The sequence below is a fragment of the Pseudomonas agarici genome, assembly GCF_001543125.1.
In the GTDB taxonomy this organism is placed as follows: Bacteria; Pseudomonadota; Gammaproteobacteria; order Pseudomonadales; family Pseudomonadaceae; genus Aquipseudomonas; species Aquipseudomonas agarici.
Genome location: NZ_CP014135.1, coordinates 3,377,773 through 3,397,054 on the forward strand (window position 1 = coordinate 3,377,773; position 19,282 = coordinate 3,397,054).

19 protein-coding genes, 1 tRNA gene and 1 pseudogene are annotated in these 19,282 nt (G+C 60.2%); 10 read left to right on the forward strand and 11 right to left on the reverse strand.

Going from position 1 to position 19,282, the window contains the following annotated elements; all coding sequences use genetic code 11:
* Positions 1-316 precede the first annotated feature (316 nt).
* Positions 317-1,594, forward strand: a complete 1,278-nt coding sequence (locus tag AWM79_RS14770; protein ID WP_017134371.1) for an NHL repeat-containing protein — start codon at positions 317-319, stop codon at positions 1,592-1,594.
* Positions 1,595-1,608: 14 nt separating this feature from the next.
* Here AWM79_RS14770 and AWM79_RS14775 read toward each other — a convergent pair whose 3' ends face one another.
* The 10 genes from AWM79_RS14775 to AWM79_RS25300 all read right to left on the reverse strand — a co-directional run bounded on the left by AWM79_RS14775 (position 1,609) and on the right by AWM79_RS25300 (position 12,918).
* The gene (locus AWM79_RS14775; protein ID WP_060783141.1) at positions 1,609-2,379 is read right to left on the reverse strand and encodes a 3-hydroxybutyrate dehydrogenase; all 771 of its coding nucleotides are present in this window, start codon (positions 2,377-2,379) and stop codon (positions 1,609-1,611) included.
* Positions 2,380-2,389: 10 nt separating this feature from the next.
* Positions 2,390-3,781 (reverse strand): GntP family permease, encoded by a 1,392-nt coding sequence (locus AWM79_RS14780; RefSeq protein ID WP_017134373.1) that lies wholly within the window; start codon positions 3,779-3,781, stop codon positions 2,390-2,392.
* A 273-nt stretch (positions 3,782-4,054) separates the two neighbouring features.
* Positions 4,055-5,470, reverse strand: coding sequence for a sigma-54 interaction domain-containing protein (locus AWM79_RS14785; RefSeq protein WP_060783142.1), 1,416 nt, complete (start codon positions 5,468-5,470; stop codon positions 4,055-4,057).
* A gap of 11 nt (positions 5,471-5,481) precedes the next feature.
* Positions 5,482-7,077, reverse strand: a complete 1,596-nt coding sequence (locus AWM79_RS14790) for an ABC transporter ATP-binding protein (RefSeq protein WP_060783993.1) — start codon at positions 7,075-7,077, stop codon at positions 5,482-5,484.
* 13 nt (positions 7,078-7,090) lie between these two features.
* Positions 7,091-8,113: an ABC transporter permease gene (locus AWM79_RS14795; RefSeq protein ID WP_060783143.1), complete on the reverse strand. Its 1,023-nt coding sequence runs from the start codon at positions 8,111-8,113 to the stop codon at positions 7,091-7,093.
* A complete protein-coding gene (locus AWM79_RS14800) occupies positions 8,113-9,177 on the reverse strand; it encodes a microcin C ABC transporter permease YejB (protein WP_060783144.1) in 1,065 nt (354 codons plus the stop codon). Before AWM79_RS14800 ends, AWM79_RS14795 begins: the two co-directional genes overlap by 1 nt.
* Entirely contained in the window at positions 9,177-11,042 is a 1,866-nt protein-coding gene (locus AWM79_RS14805; protein ID WP_060783145.1) for an extracellular solute-binding protein, read from the reverse strand. The genes AWM79_RS14800 and AWM79_RS14805 overlap by 1 nt, the downstream gene beginning before the upstream one ends.
* A gap of 190 nt (positions 11,043-11,232) precedes the next feature.
* Complete coding sequence (locus AWM79_RS14810) at positions 11,233-11,514, reverse strand: peptidylprolyl isomerase (RefSeq protein ID WP_017134379.1); 282 nt, start codon at positions 11,512-11,514, stop codon at positions 11,233-11,235.
* 112 nt (positions 11,515-11,626) lie between these two features.
* Positions 11,627-12,718, reverse strand: a complete 1,092-nt coding sequence (locus AWM79_RS14815) for a 3-deoxy-7-phosphoheptulonate synthase (protein ID WP_060783146.1) — start codon at positions 12,716-12,718, stop codon at positions 11,627-11,629.
* A gap of 44 nt (positions 12,719-12,762) precedes the next feature.
* Positions 12,763-12,918, reverse strand: a complete 156-nt coding sequence (locus tag AWM79_RS25300; RefSeq protein WP_167375431.1) for a hypothetical protein — start codon at positions 12,916-12,918, stop codon at positions 12,763-12,765.
* 450 nt (positions 12,919-13,368) lie between these two features.
* Between AWM79_RS25300 and AWM79_RS14820 the strand changes: the two genes are divergently transcribed.
* Both AWM79_RS14820 and AWM79_RS14825 read left to right on the forward strand, forming a co-directional pair.
* Entirely contained in the window at positions 13,369-13,632 is a 264-nt protein-coding gene (locus tag AWM79_RS14820; protein WP_017134381.1) for a hypothetical protein, read from the forward strand.
* 88 nt (positions 13,633-13,720) lie between these two features.
* A complete protein-coding gene (locus AWM79_RS14825; protein ID WP_082712689.1) occupies positions 13,721-14,179 on the forward strand; it encodes a GNAT family N-acetyltransferase in 459 nt (152 codons plus the stop codon).
* Between the two features lie 65 nt (positions 14,180-14,244).
* Here AWM79_RS14825 and AWM79_RS14830 read toward each other — a convergent pair whose 3' ends face one another.
* Positions 14,245-14,466 carry a DNA-binding protein gene (locus tag AWM79_RS14830; protein ID WP_060783148.1) on the reverse strand — a complete coding sequence of 74 codons (222 nt, stop codon included), beginning with the start codon at positions 14,464-14,466 and terminating at the stop codon, positions 14,245-14,247.
* An 81-nt stretch (positions 14,467-14,547) separates the two neighbouring features.
* Here AWM79_RS14830 and AWM79_RS14835 point away from each other — a divergent pair, with 81 nt between their 5' ends.
* The 7 genes and pseudogenes from AWM79_RS14835 to AWM79_RS14865 form a co-directional block, all read left to right on the forward strand.
* The gene (locus tag AWM79_RS14835) at positions 14,548-14,913 is read left to right on the forward strand and encodes a helix-turn-helix domain-containing protein (protein ID WP_039792967.1); all 366 of its coding nucleotides are present in this window, start codon (positions 14,548-14,550) and stop codon (positions 14,911-14,913) included.
* A 153-nt stretch (positions 14,914-15,066) separates the two neighbouring features.
* Complete coding sequence (gene gacA / locus AWM79_RS14840) at positions 15,067-15,705, forward strand: response regulator transcription factor GacA (protein WP_026013468.1); 639 nt, start codon at positions 15,067-15,069, stop codon at positions 15,703-15,705.
* Between the two features lie 2 nt (positions 15,706-15,707).
* Positions 15,708-17,531, forward strand: a complete 1,824-nt coding sequence (uvrC, locus tag AWM79_RS14845) for an excinuclease ABC subunit UvrC (RefSeq protein WP_060783149.1) — start codon at positions 15,708-15,710, stop codon at positions 17,529-17,531.
* Positions 17,532-17,563: 32 nt separating this feature from the next.
* Positions 17,564-18,133 carry a CDP-diacylglycerol--glycerol-3-phosphate 3-phosphatidyltransferase gene (pgsA, locus tag AWM79_RS14850; RefSeq protein ID WP_026013470.1) on the forward strand — a complete coding sequence of 190 codons (570 nt, stop codon included), beginning with the start codon at positions 17,564-17,566 and terminating at the stop codon, positions 18,131-18,133.
* 63 nt (positions 18,134-18,196) lie between these two features.
* A tRNA-Gly gene (locus tag AWM79_RS14855) sits at positions 18,197-18,272 on the forward strand.
* A gap of 222 nt (positions 18,273-18,494) precedes the next feature.
* Positions 18,495-18,977 (forward strand): annotated as a pseudogene (locus AWM79_RS14860) (tyrosine-type recombinase/integrase); the annotation flags it as partial.
* Between the two features lie 64 nt (positions 18,978-19,041).
* Positions 19,042-19,282: transposase (locus tag AWM79_RS14865; RefSeq protein WP_060783151.1), on the forward strand; the 241-nt coding region annotated here is incomplete at its 3' end.

Below are 19,282 nucleotides of genomic sequence, written 5' to 3' on the forward strand. Positions count from 1 at the left end.
GTCGGGATGGAACAAGTGTTCGGCGTGTGTTGATTTCCACTCTGACCGGCGAAGAGCGGCGCGCGGTCTTGGCAAAGAGCTGTTCGATCAGCTCTTTGGCCATCGCGAGCTGGCGATAGGGGGGGATGGAGTCACCCCTCTGATCGTTCCAGAAGTAGGGAAAGGTACGGAAAGTCAGTGAAATGGCACGGTAAACCGCAAAACCTGTTATTTCTGACAGTTGTGTGGCGCCACCTCGATGGATTGAATAACGAGCAGGTCGCGCGGGCTGCTATGGTCTTAGGCGATGCCCCTTTTTATGGAGAGGAGTCCGCTGATGCTGCTCAAAGCGTTGCGACGGGCCAGTCCGGCGGGTGAGCTCGATCTTGAGTTCGGTTGCTCGGGTAAGGCGTTGGTACGGTTTCCCGGCAGTTTGTCGAGTCAGGCCAATGACGTGGTGTTCTGCGCCGACGGTAAGATTCTGGTAGTGGCCAAGGTGGACTTTATCAAAGGCGCGTGTTTTGGCCTAGCGCGCTTGCATAGCGATGGCTCGATGGATACCTCGTTCGGCGAGAGCGGCAGCCTGGCCGGCGGTTTCGAAACCGAGGGCGAATCGACCGGTATCAGCCTGTGTCCGTTACCCGACGGACGAATTCTGCTCTTTGGTCTGCACTATCTGGATGAGCGTCGGACTTTGCCAGCCGTGGCGCGGTTTTTCGCCGACGGCCGCCTTGATCCGCAGTTTGGCAATCAGGGCATCCAGGTGTTGCGCCTGCCCGGCAATCTGTCCGAGGGACCTCGCGACGGCTGGTTGCCGCCGGGTTTGCCGGGTGTCGAAAGTTGCTCCGGCAGTCTCCAGCCAGACGGTAAGATCCTGCTGAGCCTCAATCACAATTATGCCTGTGCCGATCATGTCGGCCTGTTGGTTCGACTAGAGCCGGACGGTGCTCTCGACCACAGTTTCAACGGCCATGGTTTCGTGGTGGTACGGCGCCAGCGGGTGAATACCTGGCTTAGCTGTGTGCAGGTTCAACCTGATGGCAAGATCCTGGCGGGTGGCTCGATTGATTTTCCTTCCAGCGGCCTGATTGTCCGCTACCTGGCCGATGGTCGACTGGATTCGGCGTTTGGTGACGAGGGGTACTTGTCCGTGCGGTTTGCCGGGGCCAGTTCGATGGTTACGCAACTGGCCCGTGGCGCCCAGGATCAAGTGTTGTGCGTGGGCAATCGTTTTGATCCGCTGGGCGGCGCGCTACAGGGCTTTACCGCCAATGGCTACGTCACTGGGCGTTTCAACAAAGGCGAGGCAGTGCTGTTGGAAATCGACGCCCCTGCCAGCCAATGGGCGGCAATCGCGGTGCAAGCCGATGGCACCATTCTCGCTGCCGGCTCGACAGTAGGGGGATTCGATTCGGACCTGGTGCTGGCACGTTATCTTCCGAATGGGCGACTTGACCGCGACTTCGCCGCCGGCCAAGGCTGGGCACGCACCCGTTTGGGCAAGAGCCTGGACACGGCCACGGCGATTGCCTTGCAGAGTGATCGGCGGATCCTGGTGGCCGGACACTCACTGCTCGGTACTTTCCGGGCAGTGGTGATGCGTTATCTGGGATGAGTGGACGGGCGCGACTATTGCGCCAGCCAACCACCGTCGATATTCCACGCCGCGCCGCGCACCTGGCTACCGGCCTCGCTGCACAGGAACAGTACCAGTTCACCCAGTTGCAGTGGCGTGACGAACTCCAGCGACGGTTGTTTCTCCGCCAGTAGATCATGTTGTGCCTGTTGTGGATCGACTCCGCCGGCCGCGCGATCGTCGATCTGCTTCTGCACCAGCGGCGTCAGCACCCAGCCCGGGCAGATGGCGTTGCAGGTGACATTGCTGGTGGCGGTTTCCAGGCCAATCACCTTGGTCAGGCCGATTACCCCGTGCTTGGCCGCGACATAGGCAGCCTTGCCCACGGAGCCGACCAGGCCGTGCGTCGAGGCAATATTGACGATTCGTCCCCAGCCGCGGGCACGCATGCCCGGCAACGCCAGGCGGGTGCTATGGAATACCGAAGACAAGTTGATCGCGATGATCGAGTCCCAGCGCTCCACCGGAAAGTCTTCCACCGCTGCCACATGCTGGACGCCGGCGTTGTTGACGAGGATATCGACCCCGGCGAACTCCCGTTCGGCGTAGGCGAGCATATCGGCGATCTGCGCCGGGTCGCTGACATCGGCCGGGTGATGGCCGACCCGGCCGCCGAACTGGCGCACTTGGGCAATCACCGCACTGGCATCGCCGAAGCCGTTGAGGACCACATCGGCTCCAGCCCTGGCCAGGCTCAGGGCAATGCCCAGGCCGATGCCGCTGGTGGAGCCGGTAACTAATGCGGTTTTTCCTTTGAGACTCATAGTCGATTCCTCAGACAATGCCGGTGGCGTAGAAGGTGGCGATCACCACGAACACCGCCAGGGTCTTGAGCAGTGTAATGCAGAAAATATCTTTGTAGGCTTCGCGGTGGGTCAGTCCGGTCACCGCCAGCAGAGTGATCACCGCACCGTTGTGGGGCAGGGTGTCCATGCCGCCGCTGGCCATGGCGGCTACCCGGTGCAGCACCTCCAGGGGAATATTGGCGGCATGGGCGGCGCTGATGAAACTGTCGGCCATGGCCGCCAGGGCGATGCTCATGCCGCCCGAGGCCGAACCGGTGATCCCGGCCAGCAGGGTCACGGTAATGGCTTCGTTGACCAGTGGATTAGGAATGCTCTTGAGCCAGTCGGCCAGCACCAGGAAGCCCGGCAGCGAAGCGATGACCGCGCCGAAACCGTATTCCGAGGCGGTGTTCATCGCCGCCAGCAGGGCACCGCCGACCGCGCTCTTGCTGCCTTCGGCCAGTTTGCCGTGAATGGCTCGGAAGCCGAATACCAGCACCATGATGATGCCCACCAACAGTGCCGCCTGGACCGCCCAGATGGCGGTGAGTTTGGCGATTTCGGTCTGCACCGGCGCGGCCATGCCCGGCAGGCTGAGACTGTGGGTCTTGCCGTACCAGAGGGGAATCCAGTGGGTGAACAGCAGGTTCATGATGCCTACCAACAGCAGCGGCGAGAGGGCGATCCAAGGGTTGGGTAGTTGAATATCCTCGGCTGTTTCCGGTTCGTTGTGCAGTTCGCTGCCGTAGCCTTCGCCTGCGCTTTGGGCCTTGTTACGCTGGCGTTGCAGAAACAGCATGCCGGCGCAGAATACGAACACTGTGCCGATCACTCCCAGCCAGGGCGCGGCCCAAGCGGTAGTATTGAAGAAGGTACTGGGGATGATGTTCTGGATCTGTGGCGTGCCGGGCAGGGCGTCCATGGTGAAGGAGAACGCACCGAGGGCGATGGTCGCCGGGATCAGGCGTTTGGGAATATTGCTCTGGCGGAACATCTCGGCGGCGAACGGATAGACCGCGAACACCACCACGAACAGCGAAACGCCACCGTAGGTCAGCAACGCGCAGACCAGTACGATCACTAACATTGCCTGGCGGGTGCCGAGCAGGCGGATGGCGGCGGCGACGATGGAGCGAGAGAACCCGGACAATTCAATCAGCTTGCCGAATACCGCGCCGAGCAAGAAGACCGGAAAGTAGAGCTTGATGAAACCGACCATTTTCTCCATGAACACCCCAGTGAAGGCAGGGGCCACGGCGGAGGGATCGGTTAGCAGGACAGCGCCGAGGGCAGCAATGGGAGCAAATAAGATGACGCTGTAGCCACGGTAAGCGGCCAGCATCAGCAGCGCCAGGGCCGCGAGGGCGATGATCACACTCATGGTGTGTCTCCAATTGTTATTTTTGCGGGTTAGGTCTGGATCTCCGGAAGCGTTAGCGAGTTTCGTGCCAAACGTCTAACTAATTGAAATGTATTGAAATATATTGAAGCGTTATGGCTTTTTGAGTTTCTTTTTAGAATTTTTCTCTATCGCGAGACATCTGTACACAACTCATGGCACCCGAAACCCGCTTTAATGCGGCGAGACCGCCCGCAGCAGGAGGATTGGCCTGGCTTCAGGGCGCGGCGTCTCTATTTTAGAACATGTGTCTCTCTATTGAGACTCGGCGATACCCAAGGTGAGCATCTTCTTGTACAGGGTCGATCTGCCCAGGCCCAGCCTGTGTGCCGCTTCGCCGACCTTCCCGGCGCATTGGGCCAGGGTGGCTTCAATCAGTTGGCGGTCGAAACATGCCCGGGCAGCGCTGAAGGTTTCATTGCCCTGGGGGGCCAGGGCTTGAACATGTGGGCGTTCCAGTGGGCTGAAGGTACCTATGGCGCCACGAATGTCGGCGACGTCCAGGGCCAGGGTATCGCTCAGCAATGCTGCGCGTTCCAGTACATTGCGCAGTTCGCGGATATTGCCCGGCCAGGCATGTTGCCCAAGTAGGTCGAGGGCCTCGGCAGTCAGTTCATGGTGGCTGCGCAGCTCCTCGAGAATCGCCTCACTCAGCGCCGGCAGATCGTCCAGGCGCTCGCGCAACGGCGGTACCTGGATCGGCAGGACATTCAGGCGGTAATACAGGTCGGCGCGGAACTTGCCACGCTTGATTGCCGTTTCCAGGTCGGTCGAGGTCGCGGCGATCACCCGAACGTCGCTGCGCAGTACTTCGTTGGAGCCCACCGGTTCGAACTCCTTTTCTTGCAACACCCGCAGCAACTTGCTCTGCAGGGGCAATGGCATATCGCCGATCTCGTCGAGGAACAGCGTGCCCCCCTGAGCGATCTGCAATTTACCGGGGCGCCCCTTGCGATCGGCACCGGTAAAGGCGCCAGGCACGGTGCCGAAGAACTCGGCTTCGAGTAGAGTTTCCGGAATCGCCGCGCTGTTGATACTGACAAAGGCCCGGTGCGCCCGTGGCGAGGCGCTGTGGATGGCATGGGCCAGCAACTCCTTGCCGGTACCGGTTTCCCCCCGCAGCAGGATCGGCGAATCGGTGCTGGCGCTGCGTCGGGCGCGGCGCTTGACTTCCAGGCTCGCGGCGCTGGTGCCGATAAAGTGGGTGAAATTGTATTTGGTTTGCCGCGCCCGCAGCAGTGAGCGGGTCGATGCCAGCTCGGCCTGCATGCTCTGGTAGCGCGTGAGCAGCGGCGACAAGCTGTGCAGTTCGCCGAACAGGGCAAAACCGATAGCGCCGATCACCGCGCCCGCGTCGTCGTGAATCGGCAGGCGCATCACCACCAGCGGTTCCTTGGGCATCTCTTGCAGGTCCAGCAAGATCGGTCGCCCAGTCTTCACTACTTCGCGCAACAGGCTGCCGGGGATTACGCTTTCGCAAGGCTGACCGATGGCTTGCCCGGCGCTGGCGAGGCCGAAGCGCTTGGCGTAGCGTTCGTTTATCCAGACGATCCGTGCGTCGCGATCGACGATCACCGTGCCTTCGCTGGACTGTTCGATGATCTCGAACAGTGAGCGAATTGCCAGCAGGCGGACCCGTTGGTAGTCCTGCAGACTTTCGCGGTCGTTCATGGGCGTTTCGCTCAAGGTTTACACGAAGTAGCGGAGGCTGGCAGGGTCGCCGCCAGCAGTTCCCGAGTGTAGGGGTGCCGGGGATCGTCGAAGACCTCGCAGGTGCTGCCGCGCTCGACCACCTGGCCGTCCTTGACCACGATCAGGTCGTGGGCCAGCGCCCGCATCACCGACAAGTCATGGCTGATGAACAAGTAGGTCAGGCCATGTTTTTCCTGGAGATCGCGCAACAGGGCGACCACCTGCTTCTGCACCGTGCGGTCGAGGGCCGAAGTCGGCTCGTCGAGCAGGATCAGCGCGGGTTTGAGCACCAGGGCGCGAGCGATAGCGATGCGCTGGCGTTGGCCGCCGGAAAATTCATGAGGGTAACGATGGCGGCTTTGCGGGTCGAGACCGACTTCCTGCAAGGCACGGATCACCTGGGCTTCGCACTCGGCGGCGGTGCTGGCACTGTGTACCTCGATGCCTTCGCTGATGATCTGCGCCACCGACAGGCGCGGGCTGAGACTGCCGAACGGATCCTGGAAAACCACCTGCATCTGCTTGCGCCAGGGGCGCAACTGTTTCTGGTTCAGGCCATCGAGGGCCTGGCCCTGGAAGCGGATGCCGCCCTGCGAGTCGAGCAGCCGCAGGATCGCCTGGCCCAGAGTGGACTTGCCTGAGCCGGACTCACCGACAATACCCAGGGTTTTGCCGCGTTGCACACTGAGGCTGATGCCATCCACGGCTTGCAGGTATTGCTTGCGGCGAAACAGCCCGCCGCCGATCTGGAAGCGCACGCGCAAGTCGTCGACCTCCAGCACGCTTTCATGCTCGTCCAGCGGCAATGCCACGCCGACCGGCTCGGCATCCAGTAGCAGGCGGCTGTAAGGGTGTCGTGGCTGGTTGAACAGAGTTTCGCAGTCGGCCTGTTCGACAATTTCCCCGTCCTTCATCACGCAGACCCGTTGGGCAATGCTGCGCACCAGGTTGAGGTCGTGGCTGATCAGCAGCAACGACATGCCCAGCCGCTGTTGCAGGGATTTGAGCAGCAACAGGATTTTGCGCTGCACGGTCACGTCGAGGGCGGTGGTCGGTTCGTCGGCAATCAATAGCTCCGGCTCGCAGGCCAGGGCCATGGCGATCATCACCCGCTGGCGCTGGCCGCCGGAGAGTTGATGGGGATAGGCCTTGAGCCGCTCGCGGGGTTTCTGGATGCCCACCAGTTCCAGCAATTGGAGGATTCGCGCCTGGGCCGCCTTGCCACCCAGGCCCTTGTGCAGCAGCAGGGTTTCGCCGATCTGTTTCTCGATGTTGTGCAGCGGGTTGAGGGAAGTCATCGGTTCCTGGAAGATCATGGCGATGCGGTCGCCACGAATCTTGCGCAGGGTGGCGGTATCGGCGCCGAGCAATTGCTGGCCGCGATAAGACACGCTGCCGCTGGATTGACAGCCGGTGCGTGGCAGCAGTTGCAGGATCGAGTGGGCCGTCACCGATTTGCCCGAACCTGACTCGCCGACCAGTGCCAGGCATTCGCCGGCGCGGATATCCAGGCACAGCTCGCGCACCACGGGCTGGTCGCCGAAAGTAACGCTCAGTTGGCGGATTTCAATCAGGTTATCGGTCATCGCGTAGCCTTGTTCATGAGCGGGGGTCAAAGGCATCGCGCAACGCCTCGCCGATAAAGACCAACAAGGAGAGGATCAGCGCCAGGGTGAAAAAAGCGGTGAATCCCAACCATGGGGCTTGCAGGTTCTGTTTGCCCTGGCCAATCAGTTCGCCCAGCGAAGCGCTGCCGGCGGGCATGCCGAAACCGAGGAAATCCAGGGCGGTGAGGGTCGAGATGGCGCCGGTGAGAATGAACGGCAGGTAGCTCAGGGTGGCGTTCATGGCGTTGGGCAGGATATGGCGCAGGATAATCTTGCGGTCGCTCAGGCCCAGGGCGCGGGCGGCCTTGACGTATTCCAGGTTGCGCCCACGGAGGAATTCGGCGCGCACCACGTCGACCAGGGCCAGCCAGGAAAACAGTGCCATGATCCCCAACAGCCACCAGAAATTCGGCTCGACGAAGCCCGACAGGATGATCAGCAGGTACAGCACCGGCAACCCGGACCAGACTTCCAGCACGCGCTGGCCGAGCAGGTCGACCCAACCGCCGTAGTAGCCCTGCAGCGCGCCGGCGGCGATACCGATCAGCGCGCTGATAGCCGTCAGGGCCAGGGCGAACAGGATCGATACCCGCGCGCCAAAGATCACGCGGGCCAGCACGTCGCGGGCCTGGTCGTCGGTACCCAGCCAGTTCACCGTGGTCGGTGGGCTGGGGGCTGGCTTGTCGAGGTCATAGTTGGGGGTGTCGGCGCTGAACGGGACCGGCGGGAACAACATCCAGCCGCCGTTCTTGGTGATCAACTGGCGCACGTAGTCGCTACGGTAGTCGGCTTGGAACGGCAACTGGCCGCCGAACTCCTGCTCGGTGTAGCGCTTGAACACTGGAAAATACAGTGAGCCCTGGTAGTTGAGTACCAACGGCTTGTCGTTAGCGATCAGTTCACCGCCCAGGCTCAGGAGCAACAGTGCGGCGAACAGCCACAGCGACCACCAGCCACGGCGGTTGGCCTTGAAACGGTCGAAGCGGCGCCGGCTCATGGGCGAAAGTCTGAGCATCAGGCGTTCCTCGCGGCGAAATCGATACGCGGGTCGACCAGGGTGTAGCACAGATCACCGAGCAGTTTTATCAGCAGGCCGAACAGGGTGAAGATGAATAACGACCCGAACACCACCGGATAGTCGCGGGACACTGCCGCCTCGTAGCTCATGCGACCGAGGCCGTCGAGGGAGAAGATCACCTCGATCAACAGCGAGCCGGCGAAGAACACGCTGATAAAGGCCTGGGGAATCCCCGAGACCACCAACAGCATGGCATTGCGGAACACGTGGCCATAGAGCACGCGCCGTTCGCTCAGGCCCTTGGCTCGGGCGGTGACGACGTACTGGCGGGTGATCTCGTTGAGAAACGAATTCTTGGTCAGGATGGTCAGGCTGGCGAAGCCGCCGATCACCAATGAGGTCACTGGCAACACCAGGTGCCAGAAGTAGTCGGCGATCTTGCCCAGGGTCGACAATTGATCGAAGTTGTCCGAGACCAGGCCGCGGACCGGGAACCAGTTCAGCGAAGTGCCGCCGGCGAAGGTCACGATCAGCAGCATGGCGAACAGAAAGGCCGGCATGGCATAGCCCAGGACAATGGCCGTGCTGCTCCAGATATCGAAGCGACTGCCGTGGCGGATGGCCTTGCGAATACCCAGGGGGATCGACACCAGATAGGTGATCAGCGTGGCCCAGAGGCCAAGGGAAATGGTCACTGGCATTTTTTCCAGGATCAGGTCGGTGACCTGGGCGCCGCGGAAGAAACTCTTGCCGAAATCCAGGTTGGCGTAGCTCTTGAGCATCAGCCAGAAACGTTGTGGCGCTGGCTGGTCGAAGCCGTATTGGCGTTCGATATCGGCAAGCAGCTTCGGGTCGAGGCCACGACTGGCCCTGGACGAACCGTGCAACGAGTCACCTGCGCCACCGATGGCGCCGCCAGTGCCGCCCAGCCCTTGTAAGCGGGCGATGGCCTGTTCCACCGGACCGCCGGGGGCAGCCTGGACGATCACGAAGTTGACCAACAGGATCATCAGCAACGTCGGGATGATCAACAACAGGCGCCGCAGGATATAGGCCAGCATCAATGGCCTCCTTCGCTGTGGCCGCGCTTGATCAGCTCGGCGGTCATCTGCTCGTTGGTCAGCGGCGTCGGGCTGACTTCCCACCAGGTTTCGACGGCGGCGTCATTGCTGGCCTGCACGGGTGGAATACCGAAGCGGTTCCACCAGACCGTCGAGATCCCCGGTGGATAATAGTTGGGAATCCAGTAGTAATTCCATTGCAATACCCTGTCCAGGGCATGGGCGTAGCTGAGCATCTGCTTCTGCGTATCGGACTTGATCAGGCCGCTGATCAGGCTGTCCACGGCGGGGTTGCGCAGGGCCATAAAGTTGTTCGAGCCAGGATCGTTGGCCGCCGAGGAGCCGAAGAAGTTGTACAGCTCGATTCCCGGCGAGGTGCTGACCGGGTAGCCGCTGACGATCATGTCGTAGTCGCGGGCCTTGAGGCGATTGACATACTGCGAGGCGTCGATGCGACGGATATTCATGCGGATGCCAATTTGTGCCAGGTTACGCTTGTAGGGCAGAAGCAGGCGCTCCAAGCCGTTTTGGGCATTGAGGAAGGTGAAGCTCAACGGTTCGCCCTGGGCGTTGACCAACTGGTCGCCGTCGGGTTTCCAGCCGGCTTGTTCCAACAGGGCCAGGGCCTGCAACTGCTTGTCCCGCAGGTTGCCGCTGGCATCGGTCTTGGGGGCTTCGAAGACCTGGGTGAAGACTTCCTCGGGGATCTGCCCGCGCAACGGTTCGAGGATCGCCAGTTCCGCCTTGTCGGGCAGTTCGCGGGCCGCCAAGGGCGTATTGGAAAAGAAGCTCTGCTGGCGCAGGTACATGTTGCGCATCATCTGCCGATTACTCCACTCGAAGTCCCAGAGCATGGCCAGGGCCTGACGCACACGGCGATCCTGGAACAGTGGCTTTTGCAGATTGAACACGTAGCCCTGAGCCGGCTGCGGCGACTCTTGCGCCAGGTGGGCTTTTTGCAGGCGACCGTCGCTCAAGGCCGGGCTGTCGTAGCCGATGGAGTAGGCGGTGGCGGAAAATTCGCGGTTGTAGTCGTAGGCACCGCCGCGCAGCACCTGGCGGGCCACATCGGTGTCGCCGAAGTATTCGATGCTGAAACGGTCAAAATTGTACAAACCGCGATTGACCGGCAGGTCCTTGCCCCACCAATCGGCGTTGCGGACAAAGGTGATGCTGCGGCCAGAGTCGATCTTGCCGACCCGATACGGGCCGCTGCCTAACGGTGCTTCGTAGCCGCCGCCATCGGCAAAGTCGCGGGTCTTCCACCAGTGCTGTGGAAGTACCGGCAGGGTTGCGATATCCAGTGGCAGCGAACGGTTCTCGGTGTTCTTGAAATCGAAGCGGACTTGGGTCGGCGATTCAACCTGGACATCCTTGATCCCTTCGAACTGCAGGCGATAGCTCAAGCTGCCTTCGCTCATCAGCAGGTTGAAGGTGTAGCGCACATCTTCGGCAGTGATCGGTGTGTTGTCGGCGAAGCGCGCCTTGGGGTTGAGGAAGAATCGCAGGGACAGGCCGTCATCGGAGCGCTGCATTTTTTCCGCGACCAGGCCATAGACGGTGTAGGGCTCGTCGAGGGAACGCACGGCCAGCGGTGAATAGATCCAGCCGTCGACCTGCGAAACGCCGATGCCTTTGTCGACATAGGGCAGCACGTGATCGAACTGGCCGATCTCGATGGCCGAGCGCTTCAGGCTGCCGCCTTTGGGGGCATTGGGGTTGGCGTAGTCGAAGTGGCTGAAATCGGCTGGGTACTTGGCCGGTTCGCCGTAGACCGTCAGTGCATGTTGCGCGGTGGCGGCGAAAGCCCGTGACCCCGCGAACAGGGTCAGGACGGTAAATGTCAGGGATAGAGCCAGTCGCATCATCAGCCTTGAAGACGGTTCGAAGTATCGGGGTGGTGTGGTGAGCGGGCTTGTCGGGGCGCCTGCTCGCCGCGCTCGACTGCCAAGCAGTCGTAAAATCGGTCACTTCGTTCTGTCTGATATACCGAAGTGATCGACGCCAGGAGAGCAAGCCTCCTCGCCACAGGAGGCTGCGTGGCAGGCCGCGGGATCAATCCTGGCGACTGGTGACTTCCAGCAGGTGATAGCCGAACTGAGTTTTGACCGGCCCTTGCACGGTGTTGATCGGAGCGCTGAAAACCACGGTGTCGAATTCCTTGACCATCTGGCCGGGACCGAAGGAGCCCAGGTCACCGCCTTGACGACTGGAAGGGCACGTCGAGTTCGCTTTGGCGATCTCTGCGAAATCGGCGCCGCCGTCGATTAGGGTCTTGAGTTCGTTGCACTTGGCTTCAGTGCTAACCAGGATGTGACGGGCAGTGGCTTTGGCCATGGGGAGATGCTCCTTTCAAGAAAGTGCTGAGATTACCGGATTCAAGCCGGTTTTTCCCGGCAAAAGTTCTGGGACATTCGGGGGGAAGTCAGTCGACCCACACTCCGAGGGGTCAGGCGACTACCGCCTTGGCCGCGGGCGGGTAGCGCAAGCGCTGGGCGGCGGCACGTAGCATCTGCTCGGTGGCCTTCCAACCCAGGCAGCCGTCGGTGATCGACACGCCGTATTTCAATGCACCGCTCAACGGCTGACAGCCTTCGAACAGATGGCTCTCCAGCATCATCCCGATCAACGAGCGGTCGCCCAGCAGGCGCTGTTCGAGTACATCGGCGAACACCGCCGGTTGGCGCAGCGGGTCCTTGCCGCTGTTGGCATGACTGCAGTCGACCATCATTCGCACTGCAATGGTTTGCTTCTCCAGGTCTGCCCGGGCTCGGGCAACGCTTTGGGCGTCGTAGTTCGGGCCGCGATGACCGCCGCGCAGCACCAGGTGAGTGTCGGGATTGCCACGGGTCTGGATGATCGCCGGATGGCCGTGGCTGTCGACGCCGAAGTGGCGGTGTGGATGCGCAGCGCAGCGCATGGCGTCAGCGGCGATGCCGACACTGCCATCGGTGCCGTTCTTGAAGCCCACGGGCATTGGCAGGCCACTGGTCATTTCCCGGTGGATCTGCGATTCGGTGGTGCGGGCACCGATTGCGACCCAGCTCAGGAGGTCATCGAAGTAGCTGGCGGCCATGGGCTGCAGCAGTTCGGTGGCAATCGGTAGGCCCATGCGCAGTATTTCGCGCATCAACTCGCGAGACAGCGCCAAGCCGCCCGCCATATCGTCGCTGCCGTCCAGGTGGGGGTCGTAGGCCAGGCCCTTCCAGCCGACGGTGGTGCGCGGTTTTTCGATATAGGCGCGCATCACCAGAAGCATCTGGTCGCTGACATCATTGGCCAGGTTGGCCAGATGGCCGGCGTATTCGAGGGCTGATTGCCGGTCGTGGATCGAGCAGGGGCCGACGATCACCAGGAGGCGCGGGTCGTCACCGTCGAGGATGGCGCGCACCGCCTGGCGGTGCTTGGCGACTTGTTCGCCCAGCAGCGCATTGAGCGGCAGATGTTGTTTGAGTTGCAGGGCACTGGGCAGGCGCTGGGTCAGCGACTCGTTGGCGGACGACAACGTGGACAGTGGCAGAGCCGGGAGTGACGCATTCATATTCGGGCTTCCTGGGCGGGCGGCGGGTCTTCCCGCGCGCGGCCCTACTGGGGTGTTCGACAATCAACAGCCGGATTGGCTACGAGTGTGTGCTTGCCACCTGTGCGTGACCGTTCGGAGGCGGCGAGCTGTCCCGAGCGGAGGTTGCTAAATCGCCAGGCGATGGTGGATTCGTAGCGGTAGTCGGTGGCGTCGTTCATGTCGGTATTCCTCGATTCAAAATATCTGGTTGAGCAATCTGTTGAAAAAACAGTGCGCTGAAAAAACAAAACCCCCGGTCGGGAGGCCGACCGGGGGTTGAGAGTTCTCTGGTAGGCGACCCTTGAGTAGTGGGCGCCGGTTGGGTATCAGGCGCGCCAGTGGCTAAACCAATACCCAAAATAAAAGCTTGTGGATGCACCGACACCGTTCATCCGGGCAGCCGCCGACGAACGCGAGGCGCTGACGGTGTGGCAAGGCGCGAAATGAACAGGGTGCATGGTCCGTCTCCGATGGAATGTCAGCGAGCTTACTCGAGGGGTAGGAACCTGTTCAATTAGAAATTTCTATAGGCCATATCGAGCAATCGCCATGACTTAAAATGCGCTAAAGGTGTATGACGCACCGGCCGGGTTATATCCAGCGTTTTCCCCGGAAAAGCGGGCGCCGCCTTGGCCATCGACGACGACGCTGTCACTCCGTCAGTCTGCGCTGACTTTTCCCACGCAAGGGACGTCCAGCATGCTGCGCAATCTGGCGCTAATCTGTATGCAGCCGGCCTGTTGATCGCCAGCGGCGGTTATGTACCGGATAGCACATTATTGGAAGGGTACGCTGGTGAACATGCCAGGGCAGTGCTGATGGCCAATCATGGCGGTGCTGTGGGTGGTTGGCAGTCGACCGGGCGCATTGTGATCTGGACGCAGCGCGGGTGATTGCCGCGATGGGGTTGGGAGGGATGTTGGTGATCGGGCGATGTACTGGCGGTCACTGGCGTGGCGAGGTGGTGGAGGTTGAGCGATGGTGAATCGGGACTGGCGTTTTCGACCGGCGACCGAAGCGGACCTGGCGTTTGCCCGGACGCTGACGCGTCGCAACATGCTGGCGTATTACCGTGAGTACGACTTGCTCTGGCAGGAAGAGGCCTTCGATGTGGCTTGGGCCGGGCGGCAGAACGCCTTGTTGTGCGAGGGTTCGCAGGTCTTGGGTTTTGTCAGTTTCAGCCGGGACCCGAGAGCTCTCTATATACGCGAGCTGCAACTGGTCGAGACAGCGCGCAGGCAAGGGTTGGGTAGCTGGTTGATTGCCCAGGCCCGTGATATCGCCTTCAGGGAAGGTCGACCGGAAATGCGGCTGAGCGTCTTCAAGAGCAACCCCGCAAGACAGCTCTATCAGCGCGTGGGGATGGAGGTCGTCGGGGAGGATGAATGCTTCTTTCGCATGAGCACTTCGGCCTTGAAAGCGGGCATAGGATCCGACTGATGGTATTTTCGGATTTAACCTACCCCTTGATATTTTGAGGCGCATACTGGCTTGATCAGGCTGGCTTATTCACTAGCCTGATTGTCGGTTTCAAGGATGATTCCGTCTTTCATGCCCAGCAGGACCGCTACCTTATGGGCTTCCCCACGGCGTCCCTTCTTTCGCCCAGCGAGTACTTGATAGGTGGTTGCCGGGTCGACACCATGCTCGCGTGCAAACTCCTGAACCGATTTCCCTTGATGTTCCAGCCAAGCCTTGGCTTGTGCGGCAGTGCGAATACCGGGCATAGTTCAAAACCGTTCAATTTTGTTCAAATCGTGCTGAGTATACCATCCTTAGGGGTGCCTAAACTGGGATTTTACATTCAAATGAGTGGAATTGGTTCGCGGTTGCGACAAGAGAGGGAGCGACTCGGATTGTCGCAGAAGGCTTTTGGCGAAATCGGAGGCGTTGAGGCTAACGCTCAGGGTAAATATGAAAGTGGTGATCGTGCACCGAAGGCGGATTATTTGTCACGCGTGGCCGCGCGTGGCGTCGATGTGTTGTATGTCCTGACCAACAACCGAACGCCCACGCTGGTGGACAACCTCAACTCTAACGAAGAGAAGGTTCTGGGCAGCTACCGCGCGCTGCGCAAAGAAGATCAGGAAGCGATCAGCCAGTTGACTGCGACCCTGGCCGAAGCCATCGCCGTCTATGGCACCAGGGGCAACAAGGGATCGGGTGGTTCGTGAGTCATTTGCGCATTGATCGCAAGCGTTTGCGACCCTGCGGGTGCTTACAGTGCGTTCACACGCTTTTATGTGACGCTTGTAGCTAGGTCTGGCCCACGGTTTTTTGCTAAGGTGCTCAATAACCTGATAAGACCATATTCGCGAGGTGTCTGCTTGATTAGGGTGCTAGTTGTCGATGACCATGATCTTGTGCGTACAGGCATTACTCGGATGCTCGCTGACATCGATGGCCTGCAGGTTGTAGGCCAGGCGGAGTCGGGAGAGGAAGCCCTGCTCAAAACGCGGGAACTCAAGCCTGATGTAGTGCTGATGGACGTCAAGATGCCGGGCATCGGAGGGCTTGAAGCCACACGTAAATTGCTGCGTAGCCATCCTGATATCAAGGTCGTGGCGGTTACTGTGTGTGAAGAAGACCCGTTTCCGACGCGCCTGCTGCAAGCCGGTGCTGCGGGTTACCTGACCAAGGGGGCGGGATTGGCGGAAATGGTCCAGGCGATTCGCCTGGTGTTCGCCGGACAACGCTACATCAGCCCGCAAATCGCCCAGCAGTTGGCGCTCAAATCCTTCCAGCCGGCCAGCGACTCGCCATTCGACGCCTTGTCCGAGCGGGAGATCCAGATTGCCTTGATGATTGTCGGTTGTCAGAAGGTACAGATCATCTCCGACAAGCTGTGCCTGTCGCCGAAAACCGTGAATACCTACCGTTATCGGATTTTCGAGAAACTGTCGGTCAGCAGTGATGTTGAGTTGACGCTCCTGGCGGTTCGCCATGGCATGATCGATGCCGGCTGACAATGACTAATCTGTTCGATTCAAGTGCTTTTCTTTCCACCTGCAGTGGACGTCCCGGTGTGTATCGCATGTTCGACAGCGATGCGCGCTTGCTTTACGTGGGCAAGGCCAAGAACCTGAGGAATCGCCTCGCCAGCTATTTTCGCAAGACCGGCCTCGCTCCGAAGACCATGGCCCTGGTGGCGCGTATCGCCCAGGTGGAAACCACCATCACCGCCAACGAAACCGAAGCGTTGTTGCTCGAGCAGACGCTGATCAAGGAGTGGCGGCCTCCATACAACATTCTGCTGCGCGATGACAAATCCTATCCTTACGTCTTTCTCTCGGCCGGCGATTACCCGCGCCTGAGCATTCACCGTGGGGCGAAGAAACTCAAGGGCAAGTACTTTGGGCCATACCCGAGTGCCGGAGCGATCAGAGAAAGCCTTGCGTTGCTGCAAAAGACCTTCCATGTGCGCCAGTGCGAGGACAGCTACTACAAAAACCGCACGCGCCCGTGCCTGCAGTACCAGATCAAACGCTGCAAGGCGCCTTGTGTCGGACTGGTGGAACCGCAGGAGTACGCCGAGGACGTGCGCCATTCGGTGATGTTCCTGGAAGGTCGCAGCAACGCCCTGACCGACGAACTCAATGTTGGCATGGAGCTGGCGGCCAGTACCCTGGATTTCGAGCGGGCGGCCGAATTGCGCGACCAGATTTCGCTGCTGCGGCGGGTGCAGGACCAGCAGAGCATGGAAGGTGGTACCGGCGATGTCGATGTCATCGCCGCGTTCGTCAACCCAGGTGGCGCCTGCGTGCACCTGATCAGCGTGCGTGGCGGGAGGGTCCTGGGCAGCAAGAACTTCTTCCCGCAAGTCGGGATCGATGAAGATGTTTCCGAAGTCATGGCGGCATTTCTCGGGCAGTACTTCATCAGCAGCCCCGAACGCGACCTGCCCAGCGAGCTGATCGTCAACGTAGTCCATGAAGACTTCCCGACCCTGATCGCCGCCATCGATGAGTTGCGTGGCCGTGAGTTGAGCATCAGTCACCGGGTGCGCGGTACTCGGGCTCGCTGGCAACAACTGGCGGTGACCAATGCCGAGCAGGCGCTGGGCGCACGTCTGGCGAACCGTCAGCATGTCGCCGCGCGTTTCGAAGCGCTGGCCGAGGTGCTGAACCTGGAGGAATCGCCGCAGCGTCTGGAGTGTTACGACATCAGCCACTCCAGCGGCGAGGCGACCGTGGCGTCCTGCGTAGTGTTCGGGCCGGAAGGGCCGATCAAGTCCGACTATCGGCGCTACAATATTGAGGGCGTGACCGCCGGCGACGACTATGCGGCGATGCATCAGGCGCTGACCCGGCGTTTCAGCAAGCTCAAGGACGGTGAGGGCAAGTTACCGGATATTCTGTTGGTGGACGGTGGCAAGGGACAATTATCCATGGCCCGCGATGTGCTCAACGAGCTGGCGGTGCCCGACCTGATCCTGCTGGGGGTGGCCAAAGGGGCCACGCGCAAGGCTGGTTTCGAAACCCTGTACCTCAACGATGCGGCTCACGAGTTCACCCTCAAGGGCGATTCGCCGGCACTGCACCTGATCCAGCAGATTCGCGACGAGGCGCACCGTTTCGCCATTACCGGACACCGTGCACGACGGGGCAAGACCCGCCGGACTTCGACTCTGGAAGGGGTGGCGGGTGTCGGGCCGAAGCGCCGCCGTGAACTATTGAAACATTTTGGTGGCTTGCAGGAGCTGTCCCGTGCCAGCATCGACGAGATCGCCAAAGCACCGGGGATCAGTAAAAAGCTCGCGGAGTTGATTTATGCAAATCTGCACAGCGAGTAGAATGCTCCCTCACCTCGTAGCCAGTTGTGCCGATGAATATCCCTAATCTGATCACCGTTCTACGCGTTTTACTTATTCCAATCTTCATCTTGCTGTTTTACCTGCCATACCAATGGAGCTACATGGCGGCCAGTTCGGTGTTCGCGTTCGCTGCGGCGACGGATTGGCTGGATGGGTACCTGGCACGACGCCTGGAACAGAGCACCCCCTTCGGGGCGTTCCTCGATCCGGTGGCGGACAAGCTGATGGTGGCGGTGGCGCTGGTCCTGCTGGTGCAGGAGCATGGCAACCTCTGGCTGACCTTGCCAGCGGCGGTGATCATTGGGCGAGAGATTGTCGTCTCGGCCCTGCGCGAGTGGATGGCCGAGTTGGGTGAGCGTGCGCAGGTCGCCGTATCGAACATGGGCAAATGGAAAACTGCGGCACAGATGCTGGCGCTGGTGATTCTGCTGGCCAACCCGTCGGACTTCAGTTTTTGGGTTCTGGTGGGCTACAGCCTGTTGATGATTGCCGCTGGTCTGACCTTGTGGTCGATGGTGCAGTATCTGCGGGCTGCCTGGCCGCATCTGAAGATCAATGCGGAAAATCCTGAAAAGAAATAAAACTATTTTGAATCAAGAGGTTGACGTGGTGCGTGGATTCTATAGAATGCGCTCCACCAAGACGCGGGAATAGCTCAGTTGGTAGAGCACGACCTTGCCAAGGTCGGGGTCGCGAGTTCGAGTCTCGTTTCCCGCTCCAAATATTGCGCTGCAGAGTTCCACTGAATTCTGTAAGTGATTGAAATCAGGACCTTCGGGTCCTTTTTTCGTTCCGGCGGGAACCACTGAAATCCAGCATTATCCGGTGCGTTTAAGTCCAGGATTAAGTCCAGGATTCTGATGCGCACTGAATCGGTTTGTTGCTGGAGCAGTTTGCGTAGCGAGATGAGCATCTGGCCCTGACTCTGTTCAGGAGCTCGCGATGGCACTCTCAGAAATGGCAGTTCGGCACGCCCGAATCACTGGTAATGACTACACTCTCGGTGACAGCGATGGTCTCACGCTCAATGTGACGGCCAGCGGCGGAAAAATCTGGCTTTTCCGTTACTACTGGACGGGCAAGCAGAAGCGCATGTCCTTGGGTTGTTACCCGCAAATCAGCCTCAAAGAAGCGCGCACACGACGTGACGAGGCGCGCGCCTTGGTTGCCCAAGGCATCAATCCTTATGAGCACCGAAAACAGCAGCGCCGTGCTGTTCGTTTTGCGACAGAGCATACCTTCGAGGCCGTGTTCGATCAGTGGGTGGAGTTCCGCAGACTGAGCCTGAAGGAGGGCCGCCAAAGCACGCTCTCGCAAATCTTGAGAATCTTCAATAAAGACGTCCTGCCAACGCTGGGTGGGCGGTCCATCTACGACATCAGTCGTCACGATCTGTTGGATTTGCTGAGCAGGATCGAACAGCGCAATGAATCGCCCCAGGTTCCGTAGACACCTCCATGCCTTAAACTGAGGCCAATCAGGAGGTGCCATGAGCAACCCGCGTTATCCCGAAGAATTCAAAATCCAAGCGGTCAATCAAGTGACCGAAAAGAAGCTGCCTGTCGCTGATGTAGCGGCCCGTCTTGGCGTGTCGACGCATAGCCTCTACGCCTGGATAAAGCGCTACAGCAAACCTCAAGAAGAACGGCAGCAGGACGATGATCAGCACGCTGAACTGCGTCGTCTGCGAGCAGAACTCAAGCGGGTCACTGAAGAGCGAGACATCTTAA